We start from the raw sequence: 13,433 nt of genomic DNA on the forward strand, positions 1-13,433 counted from the left end.
TCACGTTCATCGAGACCGGTGCCGCCGCTTCCTGTGCGGAACGCAATCCGGGCACGGCGCGGCGAAGACGACTTGCGACGGATACGGCAGTGCCGAGCGCCACGGTGTCGCTCCGAACAGGCCCGCCGCGCCGAAGCCGGCGCTGAAGGGATCGGCGGCAAAATTGCCCGGGAAATAGCCATTGGTGCGGAAGTCGCGATCATCGTCCCTGCCGTCGAAGGACCAGCCGCTGGTGTAGCCGAAGCGCAGCGGGCGCTGCTGCGCGGATGCCGTGCCACTCGTGCATAGCGCGACGACGGCACAGACAATGAGCCCCTTTGTTACGGTGACGGCTGCGTTCCTCATGGCCGGATCGTCCCCCAGTCGCCCTTCCAGGCAATCAGATGCCCTCTGCCGAACTGCAGATAGAGTCCGTCGCTGCGGTTCGACAATAGACTTCCCCTGACATTGGGCAGCGCGACGAAGAGTTCATTGCCGGGGCGTCCGCGGACGTAGTTTAACGGCACCCCGAGCGCCCTGCTCGCCTGGTCGATCGTCATGCCGAACGAGAGCGGGACGCCGTTGGGCACCAGTTGCGCGCGAGACGCGCCCGACGGAATGCCCAAGGCGATGACAAACCCGACAACCACCCGTCCAATCAACCGTTGCATGGCCATCCTCATTGCAGCGCCGCCAGCGTGCCGGTCGGCGTCCAGCCGCCGCCAAGCGCCTGGAACAGGCTGCTGGCCGCCAGCAGCTTGTTGAGCCTGACCGTGACCAGATTGTTCTCAGCGGTGAACAGCGTCTGCTGTGCCTGCAGCACGGTGATGAGGTTGATGGTGCCGCCGCGCAACTGCGTCTCGGCGACCTCGAACGCCTTGCGTGAACTGGCCACCACGTCGGACTGCAGGCGCTCCTGCAGCGTGAACTTCTGCAGCGCGATCAGCGCCTTCTCGACATCGGCGAAAGCCGACAGCACGGCCTTGCGATAGGCCTGCAAGTTCTGCAACTGCTGACCCTTGGCGAGCTTGAGCTGGCTCTCCAGCAGGAAGCCGTCGAACAGCGGCTGGGTCAGGCTGGCGGCGAGCGTGTAATACCACGCGCCCGGAGCGAACAACGAGGCGAGCGCCGCGCTCTGGAAGCCGGTGGTGCCGGTGAGCTGGATCTGCGGGAAGAAAGCTGCCCGCGCGGCTTCGACGCTGAAATTGGAGGCAGCGAGTTGCGCCTCGGCCTGGCGGATATCGGGCCGCTGATACAGCAATTCCGACGGCAGCCCCGGCGTGACGCGCGGGACCGAAATCTGCGTGGTGCTGCCGCCGCGCACGGTGAAATTGGCCGGCGCCCGCGCCACCAGCAGGGCCAGCGCGGCGGTGTTCTGCCCGACCGTCACCTCGAGCGGCGGGATCGCCGCGCGTTGGGTCGCAACCAGCGCTTCCTGCTGCGACACGTCAAGTTGCGAGGCGGTACCGCCGGCAAATTGCTGCTTGATCAGACCAAGGATGCGCTCGGCCGCGGCTAGGTTGCGGCGCGTCACCTTGATCTGGTCCTGCGCCGCAAGGAGCTGGAAATAGGTGTTGGCGACGGTCGCCATCGTGGTCAGCGCCACCACCTCACGATTGTAGCGGGCAACCGTGGCGCTCTCCTCCGACGATGCCAGCGTCGCGCGGTTCTTGCCCCAGAAATCGACGATATAGCTCGCACTCAGCCCGAGATTGAATGACGAGAACGTCCCGCTGACGCCGGTCGATGAATTCGATCCCCTCGCCAACCGCTCACGCTCGGCGGTGAACGAGCCCGAGACTGACGGCAGCAGCGCAGCCCCGGAGACGCCGACTTGCGCGTCAGCTTGCACGATTTGCGCGATCGCGGCCGCGATATCGAGATTGTACTCTTGCGCCGATTCCATCAGCCCGGTGAGTTCGGCGGAGCGAAAACCGCGCCACCAGGCGAGCGCCGGAACGGCGGTATCGGCGTTGCCCTTGGCGGCGGACTTATAGCTTGCCGGCACTTCGAGATTGAGCTCGGGGCGTTCCGAGCCCGGAATGCAGCCCGATAGCCCGAGACCGACGCCGACCAGCATCACCAGCGCGGGCCGATTGCGGGGACGGAACGTCCGCACGCGCGGAAAACGGGCAGATTTCCGCGCCGTCCGAAAGTTTCGCAACGCTGTGGCTATCGGCATTTACTCGCCCGCTTGGAGAGACCCAGGAAACCGTGTTGCAGTGCCGCCGCGCCGCACGCGCTGGGCCCACAGGCGGAACCGGTCGAGGTAGAGATAGATGACCGGCGTCGTATAGAGCGTCAGAACCTGGCTCAGGATCAGGCCGCCGACGATGGCGATGCCGAGCGGCTGACGCAGCTCGCCCCCTTCGCCCACCCCTATCGCCAGCGGGGTTGCGCCCAGCAGCGCCGCCATCGTCGTCATCATGATCGGACGGAAGCGCAGCAGGCAGGCCTCGCGAATGGCCTCGAGCGGCTCCAGCCCGCGCTTGCGCTCCGCCTCCAGAGCAAAATCGATCATCATGATGGCGTTCTTCTTCACAATGCCGATCAGCAGGATGACGCCGATCAGCGCCATGATACTGAACTCGGTCTTGAATGCCATCAGCGCCAGCAAGGCGCCCACACCTGCGGAGGGCAGTGTGGATAGAATCGTCAGCGGATGGACGTAGCTCTCATAAAGCACGCCCAACACGATGTAGATGGTCACCAGCGCCGCCAGGATCAGAAACGGCTGATTGCTGAGGGAATCCTGGAATGCCTTCGCGGTGCCCTGGAACGTGCCGCGGATCGTGGCCGGGACGCCGATCCGGTTCATGGTGGCCTCGATGCTGGCGACTGCGGTGCTCAGCGAGACATTCGGCGGCAGGTTGAACGAGATGGTGTTGGCGACCAGCAGACCCTGATGATTGACCGCCAGCGGGGTCGCGCCCTCCTTGAAGCTGGCGACCGCCGAAAGCGGGATCATTGTCTCGCTGCTGGTGCTGACCGCCGATCCGGTCGAGGCCACGCCCTTCCCCGTCGCACCGATCGAGTTGGTGGCCTGATTGCGCGCGGCCTGGGCGTTGGCCGCACTCGCCGCGCTCGAATTTCCGGGCGCCACCACCGTGCCGGCCACGGCGTTGGTCGACTGCGAGCCGCCGACCGACGCGCCCGACTTGCTGATATAGACGTCCTTGAGCGTCTCCGGGTTCTGCCAATAGCGCGGCGCCACCTCCATGATGACGTGATACTGATTGCGCGCGACATAGATCGTCGAGACCTGCCGCTGGCCGAATGCGTCATAGAGGGTGTTGTCGACCTGGCTCACGGTGATGCCGAGCCGGGCCGCCGCGTCGCGGTCGATCACGAGGTTGGATTCCAGGCCCTTGTTCTGCTGGTCACTGTTGACGTCGGCCAGGTTCGGATCATGTTGCAGGGCGGCCGCGATCTTCGGCGTCCATTCATTGAGCTCCTCCAGCGTCGACCCTTGCAGCGTGTACTGGTACTGCGCGTTCGACGCCCTGCCGCCGACGCGAATATCCTGCACCGCCTGCAGGAACAGGCTGGCGCCGGGAACGACGGTCATCTCCCGCCGCAGCCGCCTGATCACGCCGTCGGCGCTGATCTTGCGCTGATCGAGCGGCTTCAGCGAGACGAACACGAAGCCGGAATTGGTCTGGCCCCCGCCCGTGAAGCCGACCGCCGTCTCCACGGCCGGGTCGCTCTTGATGATGTTGACGAACTGCGCGAGCTTCTGCTGCATCAACTGGAACGACACGCTCTGGTCGGCCTGGATCGAACCGACCAGCCGTCCCGTATCCTGCTGCGGGAAGAAGCCCTTCGGGATCACACCGTAGAGATAGAAATTCAGGCCGAACACGGCGGCCAGGATCAGCATCACCGACAGCGGGTGCTGCAACGCGGCGGTAAGCGTCCTGCGGTAGAAATTCAGCATCGCTTCGAAAATGCGTTCGCTCGCCCAATAGAGCCGCCCGTGGCTCCGGCCGCGCTCGGGCTTCAGCAGGATCGCGCACATCATCGGCGTGGTCGCGAGCGAAATCGCGAGCGAGATCAGGATCGAGATCGAGATCGTCATCGCGAATTCGCGGAACAGCCGGCCGACGATGCCCGCCATCAGCAGGATCGGGATGAACACCGCGATCAGCGAGATGCTCATCGACAGAACGGTGAACCCGACCTCATTGGCTCCCTTGAGCGCCGCCTTAAGCGGGCTCATCCCCTCCTCGATGTAGCGGGTGACGTTCTCCAGTACGACGATGGCGTCGTCGACGACAAAGCCGGTCGCAACCGTCAACGCCATCAGGGACAGGTTATCCAGACTGTAGCCGATCAGATACATCGCCCCGAAGGTCGCGACCAGCGACACCGAGACCGCGACCACCGGGATCAAGGTGGCTCGCGCATTGCGCAAGAACGCGAACACCACGATGATGACCAGCAGCACGGCAAGGATCAGGGTTCGCTCCACGTCGTGCAGCGATGTACGTATGGTGGTCGAACGGTCGACCGCGAGACCAATGTCGATCGCCGGTGACACCGATGCCTTGAGCTGCGGCATCAACGCCTTCACCAGGTCGACAGTGCTGATGATATTCGCGTTCGGCTGCCGGTAGAGGATGATCAGCACCGCCGGCTTGCCGTTGGCAAGGCCCGAGTTGCGCAGATTCTCGACGCCGTCGACCACCTCGCCGACGTCGGAGAGATGAACGGCCGCCCCGTTACGGTAGGCCACAATCAGCGACTTATAGTCCTCGGCCTTATTGGCCTGGTCATTGGCGTAGATCTGGTAGCGCCGGTCGCCGACGTCGATCCCGCCCTTCGGACTGTGCGCATTGGCATTCGACAGCGCGGCGCGAACGTCCTCCAGACCGATGCCGTATTTGTACAGCGCTTGCGGAATGAGCTCGGCTCGGACAGCCGGCAGCGAGCTGCCGCCGACCACCACCTCGCCGATCCCCTCGACCTGCGACAGCTTTTGCGCCAGCACGGTGGACGCCGCGTCGTAGAGATCGCCGCGCGTCAGCGTATCCGACGTCAGGGTCAGGATCAGGATCGGCGCGTCGGCCGGATTGACCTTACGATAGGTCGGATTGGAGCGCAGGCTGGTCGGCAGGTCGGCGCGTGCCGCGTTGATCGCGGCCTGCACGTCGCGCGCCGCGCCGTTGATGTCGCGGTTGAGGCCGAACTGCAGCGTGATGCGGGTGGCGCCGACGGAGCTTGACGACGTCATCTCGGTGACGTCTGCGATCTGGCCGAGATGCCGCTCCAGCGGGCTCGCCACCGTCGTCGCGACATCCTGCGGGCTGGCTCCGGGCAGCGTCGCCCGCACTGAAATGGTCGGGAAATCCACCTGCGGCAGCGGCGACACCGGCAGCTTGAAGAACGCCACCACCCCGGCCGCCGCAAGCCCGAAGGTCAGCAGCGTGGTCGCCACCGGCCGCCGGATGAAGGGTGTTGACGGATCCATGGCTCAACGCGACCCGGTTGCCTCGCCGACCTCCCCGGATCGCCCGGCGAACCGAACCGCGAGACGATCGAACCAGAGATAAATGACCGGCGTCGTGAACAGGGTGAGCAACTGGCTCACCAACAGGCCGCCGACGATCGAGATGCCGAGCGGATGGCGCAGCTCGGAGCCCGCGCCGGTGCCGATCATCAGCGGCAGCGCGCCGAGCACCGCGGCCATCGTCGTCATGATGATCGGCCGGAAGCGCAACAAGCACGCCTGGTAGATCGCCTCACGCGGCGGCTTGCCCTCGTTGCGCTCGGCATCCAGCGCGAAGTCGATCATCATGATCGCGTTCTTCTTCACGATGCCGATCAGGAGGATGATGCCGATGATCGCGACGATGGTGAGGTCCTGCTTCGCCATCATCAGCGCAAGCAGCGCGCCGATACCGGCCGAGGGTAGCGTCGACAGGATCGTGAGCGGATGGATGAAGCTCTCATAGAGCACGCCCAGCACGATGTAGACCGTGATGATCGCCGCAAGAATCAGGAAGAGCTGGTTGGACAGCGACGACTGGAACGCCAGCGCCGCGCCCTGAAAGCTCGTGATGACGCCGAGCGGCTGGCCGATGTCGATCTGCGCCTGCTTGATCGCCGTCACCGCCTCGCCCAGCGAGGCGCCCGGCGCCAGGTTGAATGAGACCGTCGCCGACGGGAACTGGCCAAGATGCGAGACCTGCAGCGGCGCGGTCTGCTCGCGCATCTTCGCCATCACCGACAACGGCACCGGCGTCGACCCCACCGACGACGGCAGGTAGATCGACGACAGCGATTGCAGCGAGTTCTGCAAGGACGGATCGGCCTCCAGGATCACCCGGTACTGGTTCGAGTTGGTGAAGACGGTGGAGACGATGCGCTGGCCGTAGGAATCGTACAGCGCATTGTCGATCGTCGCCGGCGTGATCCCGAACCGGGCCGCCTGGTCGCGGTCGATCTCGACGAACACCGAAAGGCCCTGCGCCGAGATATCGCTGGTAACGTCACTGAGCTCCGGCAACTCGCGCAGCTTCTCGACCAGCTTCGGCGTCCATTCGGCGAGCTCGGCCGGATCGGCGTCCTGCAGAATGAACTGGTATTGCGTCCGGCTCACCGTGCCTTCGATGGTGAGGTCCTGGACCGGCTGCATATAAAGCGAGATTCCGGTCAGCGACGCGGTGCTCGCCTTGATGCGGTTCATCACCGTCGCGATGTCTGACTTGCGCTGCTCATGCGGCTTCAGGTTGATCAGGATGCGGCCGCTGTTGAGCGTGGTGTTGGTGCCGTCGACGCCGATGAAGGACGACAGGCTGTCCACCTCCGGGTCCTTCAGGATCGCGCTGGCGAGCCGCTGCTGGCGCTGGGCCATCGCCCCGTAGGAGACCGATTGCGGCGCCTCCGAGATCGCCTGGATCACGCCGGTGTCCTGCAGCGGGAAGAAGCCCTTGGGGATGATGAGATAGAGCCACGCGGTCAGGCCGAAGGTTGCGAGCGCGATCAACAACACCAGGGTCTGGCGATCGAGCACCCAGTTGAGCATCCGGCCATAGATCGCGATGACGAAGTCGAATCCCTCCCGGCTGAACCGCTGGAAGGCGTTCTCACGCGCCGCGTCGTCCGCCTTCAACAGCTTGGCGCAGGCCATCGGCACCAGCGTCAGCGACACCACCGCGGAGATCAGGATCGTCACCGACAGCGTGATGGCGAATTCGCGGAACAGACGGCCGACCACGTCGCCCATGAACAACAGCGGGATCAGCACCGCGATCAGCGACACCGTCAGCGAGATGATGGTGAAGCCGATCTGCTCGGAGCCGCGCAACGCCGCCTCCAGCGGCGATTGACCCTCCTCGATATAGCGCGAGATGTTCTCGATCACGACGATGGCGTCGTCGACCACGAAGCCGGTCGCGATCGTGAGCGCCATCAGCGACAAGTTGTTCAGGCTGAAGCCGAACAGGTACATCGCCCCCAGCGTCCCGACCAGCGACAGCGGCACCGACAGGCTCGGAATCAGCGTCGCGCGCGTCGAACGCAGGAACACGAAGATCACGAGTACGACCAGGATCACCGCGAGCGACAATTCATATTCGACGTCGCGGACCGAAGCGCGGATCGTCACGGTGCGGTCGGTCAGGATGTTGAGATCGATCGCGGCCGGCAGCGTCGCCTGCAGTTGCGGCAGCAGCGCCTTGATGCCTTGCACAACCGAGATGACATTGGCGCCGGGCTGGCGCTGGATGTTGAGGATGATCGCCGGCGTCTCGTTCATCCAGGCGCCGAGCTTGTCGTTCTGCGCCCCCTCGACGACATTGCCGACGTCGCTGAGCCGGACCGGCGAGCCGTTCTTGTAGGCAACGATCAGCGACCTGTAGTCGGTCGCATTGCGGATCTGGTCGTTGGCGTTGATGGTATGGGCGCGCATCGCGCCGTCGAAATTGCCCTTCGGCGTGTTGACATTGGCATTGCCGAGCGTGGTGCGGAGATCGTCGATATTGAGGCCATAGGCCGCAAGCTTGCGGATGTCGGCCTGGATGCGCACCGCGGGCCGCTGGCCGCCGCTGATGCTGACGAGACCGACGCCGGCAAGCTGCGAAATCTTCTGCGCCAGCCGCGTGTCGACGAAATCCTCGACCTGGGTGAGCGGCATGGTCTTCGAGGTCAAGCCGAGCGTCAGGATCGGGGCGTCGGCCGGGTTGACCTTGGCATAGATCGGCGGCGCCGGCAGGTCGGACGGCAGGAGATTGCCGGCGGCGTTGATCGCGGCCTGCACCTCCTGCTCGGCCACATCGAGCGAGATCGAGAGGCCGAATTGCAGGGTGATGACGGAAGCGCCCGCCGAGCTGACCGAGCTCATCTGGTTCAGATTCGGCATCTGGCCGAATTGCACTTCGAGCGGCGCCGTCACCGACGAGGTCATCACGTCGGGGCTGGCGCCGGGATAAAAGGTCTGCACCTGGATGGTCGGGTAGTCGACCTCAGGCAGCGCCGCGACGGGAAGGAATCTGAACGCCAGCATGCCCGACAGCATGATGGCGATCATCAGCAGGGTCGTCGCCACCGGCCGCAGGATGAATGGCCGTGACGGGTTCATTGCTTGTGTCCGTCCTCGGAACGCTCCCGCTTGCCACCGCCGGCCTTGTCAGGATCAGCCCCCTTTGCGTCCCCCTTGGTATTTCTTTTGGCATTGCCGTTGGCCGCCGCGGCAGGATTGGCAGCGTCGGCCGGCGAGCGAACGATCACCTTGGCGCCCTCGCGCAGCTTGTCGGCGCCGTCGATCACGACGCGATCGCCGGGCGAAAGCCCCGACAGCACCTCGACGCGGTCGCCCTCAGTGACGCCGAGCTTCACGGGCTTGACGGAAACGGTGCTGTCGGCATTCACCAGGTAGACGAAGGTGCCGGGAACGCCGCGCTGGACGCCGGCCGTCGACATCGTGGTGACATCCTTGTGCGTGTCGAGCAGCAGACGGACGTTGACGAACTGGTTCGGATACAGCGTGCGCTTGTCGTTCTCGAACTTGGCGCGCAGCTTGATGGTGCCCGTGGTCGGATCGATCTGGCTGTCGAAGGTCTGCAGCGTCCCTTCGGCGAGCTTGTTGGCGCCGCTGCGATCGTAGGCCGCGGTCGGCAGCACCGCGCCCTCGCGCAGCCGCTTCGCGACCGCCTGCAGATTGTCCTCCGGCAAGGTGAACAACACGCTGATCGGCTCGAGCTGCGTGATCACGACGATGCCGCTGGTGTCTCCCGGCGTCACGTAATTGCCGAGATCGACCTGGCGCAGACCGACGCGCCCGTTGATCGGCGAGACGATGCGGCAGTACGCCAAATTGACCTCGGCCGATCTCACCGAAGCGCGGTCAGCTTCCACAGTGCCCTGATATTGCGCGACCAGCGCGATCTGGGTGTCGAGCTGCTGGTGCGGCACCGCATTCTGCGCGGCGAGACCCTGGTAGCGGGTCAGGTCGACCTGGGCGCCCTTCAGTTGCGCTTCGTCGCGCGCGAGCTGACCTTTGGCCTGTGCCAGCGTTGCCTCATAGGGACGAGAATCGATCTCGGCGATCAGATCGCCCCTCTTGACCTCATCGCCCTCCTTGAAATCGACCTTCATCAGGTAACCGCTGATCTGGCTCCTGATCGTCACCGTGGCGAGCGACGACACGGTCCCGAGCGCGTTGAGGCTGACGCCGATGTCGCCCTTGGCGACGGTCTCGGGCACGATCGACATCGGCACGCTGTTGCGTCCGCCGGCCGCCTGCTGCGGTGCGCTTTGATGCCGCGTCCACCAGACGATGCCGCCGAGCAGCAGCAACACGATAAGCGTCGTCAGCACGGTCCGGCCACGCGACTTCCGCCCGGTCTGTTTGGACGCGTCACCTGACGGAATGAGGGTCGGATCTTTGATCTGCTGGTCCATGAGCTGCCCACGACGAAACACGAACGAGCTCGCGCGATTCTCTGCGTCCCCTGAACCCGCGCGCGCCACACTCGAGGAAGCATTTTGAACGCTTCCGGAACACAAAGCGCGTTAACAATCGGAAAGGATGGTGTCTACTCCACCGCCAGTCGATCTCGCCCTTCACGCCGGGCTGTCTTGCAGTTTATCCGATGCTCCGCAAGCGGGGCAATACGATCAGCAATAATCCGACAAACTAGGCCACATCAAAGGCGACGAACGCGCGGACGTGTTCAAACGTGATCGCGCTCAGGCGGCCAATTTGCGAGACCTCAAAGCCAGACAGACGCACGCGCGCATGACCGTTCATGGTGCGACGGTGCACACGAGCTCAATGACAGTTTCGTGTGATCCACCTCGCCTGGATTGAATGTCGGAGATGCAATCGCCATGTCGCATGGCGCTACCTGCCGATTTGGTCGCGATCAGGTGTCTCGCACCGCTGCGCCCGCGACCTGGCCTCAAGGAACCGGCAACGGGTCAGGACAGTACAAACATCGACGGCCCCATCGCGTCGCCGCCCGGTGTTTGCTATCCTGCGTACATGACGTCGCGCGACTCCGCCTCCTCCGAAATCACGCCCGAAGTGCTGCTGCGCGCCTATGCTTGCGGCATCTTTCCGATGGCGGAGAGCGCGGATGACCCGACCCTGTTCTGGGTCGAGCCCGAACTGCGCGGCGTGATTCCGCTCGATGGTTTCCGCGTCGCCTCGCGGCTGGCGCGCACCGTGCGCTCGGACGCGTTCGCCGTCACGGTCGACACCGCGTTCAAGGCCGTGATCGCGGGCTGCGCGGCGCCGCACCCTGGCCGCGACGACACCTGGATCAACAAGCGCATCCGCGATCTCTATGTCGGGCTCAACGCGCTCGGCCATTGCCACAGCGTCGAGGTGTGGCAGGACGACAATCTGGTCGGCGGGCTCTATGGCGTGAGCCTCGGCCGCGCCTTCTTCGGGGAAAGCATGTTCCATACCGCGCGCGACGCCTCGAAGGTCGCGCTGGTGCATCTGGTGGCGCGCCTGATCGCCGGCGGCTTCGAACTGCTCGACACGCAATACGTGACCGAGCACCTGAAGACGTTCGGCGCGATCGAAATTCCACGCCGCCGCTATCGCGCGCTGCTCGACAAGGCGGTCACGGGGGCGCCGGCGGATTTTTGCAAGCTCGACGTCACCAAGCCGGTCAAGGGCGCGGACGCGCTCGCCATCATCGCCGAACGCAATTGAAATGGTCCGGATCCGCCCCGCGAGATCCGGACGCCAAGATCGCAACCAAAGCATGATGGCATTAGGTTGATCTGAAGCCGCGCCGGAGGTCACCTCTCCCTTGGGAGAGGTCGATTTGCGCAGCAAATCGGGTGAGGGGTTACGGTCTATCGAGAGCGCAAGGCCCCCTCACCCGGATTGCTTCGGACGATGCTCCGCATCGCCGAGCGCAATCCGACCTCTCCCCGGCGGGGAGAGGTAGACCGAAGCCGCCGCGAGGCGATTCGACCCAAACTCATCCTGGTCTAATTCCCGAACAGGCCGCCGAACAAGCCGCCCGGGCGCTGCTGTTGCTGCGGCGGAGGTGGCGGCGGTGGTTGCGGCTGCTGCTGATATTGTGGCGGCGGTGGCGCGGGGCGCGGCGCCGCCTGCTTCGCCTGCCGCTTCTGGGCGGGTGGCGGCGGTGGCGGCGTCGGCTGCTTCGGTGGATCGGGCGCGGCCGTCACGATGGTCTGGTCCGGCCCTTTGCAGTCAGTCAGCCAGATGTCGTAGATCGGATGCTCGACGCCGTGCAGGCCAGGGCTCGCGGCGAACATCCAGCCCGAGAAGATCCGCTTCACCTCGCCCTGCAGCGTGATCTCGTCGACCTCGACGAAGGCGTCGGTGTTGGCGGCCTCGGTCGACGGCCGCGTGTAGCAGGCATCGGTCTTCACACGCAGCGCGCCGAACTGCACGGTCTCGCCGATATCCTCGTCGAAATTGATGATGCGTCCGGTGATCTTGTCGAGACCGGAGAAGCTCGCCTTCTTGTTGGTGATCTTGGTCGATGGCGGCTCCTGCACGACCTCGTCGCCGGGCTGCAGCGCCCCCGGCGCGCCCTTGGCGGCCGGGCGCTGGCCCGGAGGGGCGTTGGCGACGCTGGGCGCGCCGGGCTGCGGCGGCTGCACGGCAACGCCGGGCTGAGCGTTCGGCGGCGCGACCGCGACACCGGGCGGAGGCGCCAGAGGCTGCGACTGCACGCTCCCGGGCGGCGGCACGGCCTGTCCCGGCGGCAGCGGCCGATTCGGCGTCGGCAGCACCCGGCCGCGGGGCAATTCCGGCACTTCCTCGTCGTCATCGCCGGGCGGCATCTGGCCGCGCGGAATCGCGCCGGGCGGCCGCGGCGGCGGATCGGAGAAAATCGTTCCGATCTGCGCGCGGGCGGGCGGCGCAAGCGACACGGTTGAGGCGGCGATCAAGGCCGCAAAGCCAATCAGGGCAATGGTTCGAGACATCTCGCGCGGCTTAAAGAGGCGAATCGGGCTCGCGACAGTTTACCTTTGATATCGGCCGCTCGCAGGCCAACCGGTTAACACGCCGAATACGGCGGGGAAAGGGCGGTTTGCCGCCCTTCCCGGCCTCTGGTCAGCCTCCGGAACACGTGGAATAGTCCGTGTCCCAAACCCGCGCAGCCCCAAGCGCGACAACGAGGAATCCGGCACTGAACCGGACCAGCCAGAGGAAACCAACATGGCCGATCGCATCAGGCTCGATGGCCGGGTCGCCGTCGTCACCGGCGCTGCCGGCGTCATCGGAACCGCCACGCTGCATCTGCTCGCCGACCGCGGTGCGCGGATTGTCGCAGTCGACCGCAAGGAGGACGACCTGAAGGCGGTCATCAAGGACCTGCCGGCCCGGGCCGAGGCGCTCGCGGTGGCCGCCGATGTCACGCAGGAAGACGAGGTGAAGGACTATGTCCGCGCCGCCGTCGATCGGTTCGGCACCATCGACGTCTTCTACAACAACGCCGGCATCGAAGGCGACATCAAGCCGATCTCCGAATACTCGCTGGAGAGCTTTCGCCGGGTGCTCGACGTCAATGTCGTCGGCGTCTTCCTTGGCATGAAATACGTGCTGCCCGTGATGCTGAAGCAGAACAAGGGCAGCATCATCAACACCGCCTCGATCGCAGGCCTGATGGGCTCCCCGATGATCGCGGTCTACAGCGCGAGCAAGCACGCGGTGATCGGGCTCACCAAGAGCGCGGCCTGGGAGTGCACCGGCACGGGCGTGCGCGTCAATTGCGTCTGCCCCGGTTTGATCGACAGCCGCATGTTGAGCACGATCCTGCAGGGCCGCAGCGGCGGCAACGCGCCACCGCCCCCGGAGAAGATCGTCGACCGCATCCCGGCGCGCCGGCTCGGCCTGGCCAGCGAGGTCGCCTCGATCGTCGCCTTCCTCGCCTCCGACGAAGCAAGCTACGTGTCGGGCTCCGCCTACACCGTCGACGGCGGCCGCACCGCCGCCTGATGCGACATCTTCAAAGATC

At 65.2% G+C, this 13,433-nt stretch carries 9 protein-coding genes; 2 read left to right on the forward strand and 7 right to left on the reverse strand.

Translation table 11 applies throughout. From position 1 onward, the window contains the following. Positions 1–6: 6 nt before the first annotated feature. The 6 genes from P6U30_RS20190 to P6U30_RS20215 are packed head-to-tail and all read right to left on the reverse strand — an operon-like array spanning position 7 to position 9,882. Complete coding sequence (locus P6U30_RS20190; protein WP_407164693.1) at positions 7–345, reverse strand: BA14K family protein; 339 nt, start codon at positions 343–345, stop codon at positions 7–9. Further along, positions 342–650, reverse strand: coding sequence for a hypothetical protein (locus tag P6U30_RS20195; RefSeq protein ID WP_407164694.1), 309 nt, complete (start codon positions 648–650; stop codon positions 342–344). The genes P6U30_RS20190 and P6U30_RS20195 overlap by 4 nt, the downstream gene beginning before the upstream one ends. Positions 651–658: 8 nt before the next feature. Next, complete coding sequence (locus tag P6U30_RS20200) at positions 659–2,161, reverse strand: efflux transporter outer membrane subunit (RefSeq protein WP_407164695.1); 1,503 nt, start codon at positions 2,159–2,161, stop codon at positions 659–661. After that, positions 2,162–5,449 carry an efflux RND transporter permease subunit gene (locus P6U30_RS20205; protein WP_407164696.1) on the reverse strand — a complete coding sequence of 1,096 codons (3,288 nt, stop codon included), beginning with the start codon at positions 5,447–5,449 and terminating at the stop codon, positions 2,162–2,164. It abuts the gene before it with no gap. Between the two features lie 3 nt (positions 5,450–5,452). Further along, a complete protein-coding gene (locus tag P6U30_RS20210; RefSeq protein WP_407164697.1) occupies positions 5,453–8,560 on the reverse strand; it encodes an MdtB/MuxB family multidrug efflux RND transporter permease subunit in 3,108 nt (1,035 codons plus the stop codon). Next, positions 8,557–9,882: an MdtA/MuxA family multidrug efflux RND transporter periplasmic adaptor subunit gene (locus P6U30_RS20215; protein WP_407164698.1), complete on the reverse strand. Its 1,326-nt coding sequence runs from the start codon at positions 9,880–9,882 to the stop codon at positions 8,557–8,559. Before P6U30_RS20215 ends, P6U30_RS20210 begins: the two co-directional genes overlap by 4 nt. A 583-nt stretch (positions 9,883–10,465) precedes the next feature. Between P6U30_RS20215 and aat the strand changes: the two genes are divergently transcribed. Then, positions 10,466–11,146: a leucyl/phenylalanyl-tRNA--protein transferase gene (aat, locus tag P6U30_RS20220; RefSeq protein ID WP_407164699.1), complete on the forward strand. Its 681-nt coding sequence runs from the start codon at positions 10,466–10,468 to the stop codon at positions 11,144–11,146. Positions 11,147–11,430: 284 nt separating this feature from the next. Here the strand turns inward: aat and P6U30_RS20225 are convergent, their stop codons facing one another. Continuing rightward, on the reverse strand, positions 11,431–12,399 hold the full coding sequence (locus tag P6U30_RS20225; RefSeq protein WP_407164700.1) for a DUF2155 domain-containing protein: 969 nt from the start codon (positions 12,397–12,399) through the stop codon (positions 11,431–11,433). 235 nt (positions 12,400–12,634) lie between these two features. Between P6U30_RS20225 and P6U30_RS20230 the strand changes: the two genes are divergently transcribed. After that, the gene (locus tag P6U30_RS20230) at positions 12,635–13,414 is read left to right on the forward strand and encodes an SDR family NAD(P)-dependent oxidoreductase (protein WP_407164701.1); all 780 of its coding nucleotides are present in this window, start codon (positions 12,635–12,637) and stop codon (positions 13,412–13,414) included. Positions 13,415–13,433: the final 19 nt, after the last annotated feature.

Origin of the sequence: Bradyrhizobium sp. ORS 111 (assembly GCF_045571485.1) — a bacterium.
Lineage (GTDB): Bacteria > Pseudomonadota > Alphaproteobacteria > Rhizobiales > Xanthobacteraceae > Bradyrhizobium.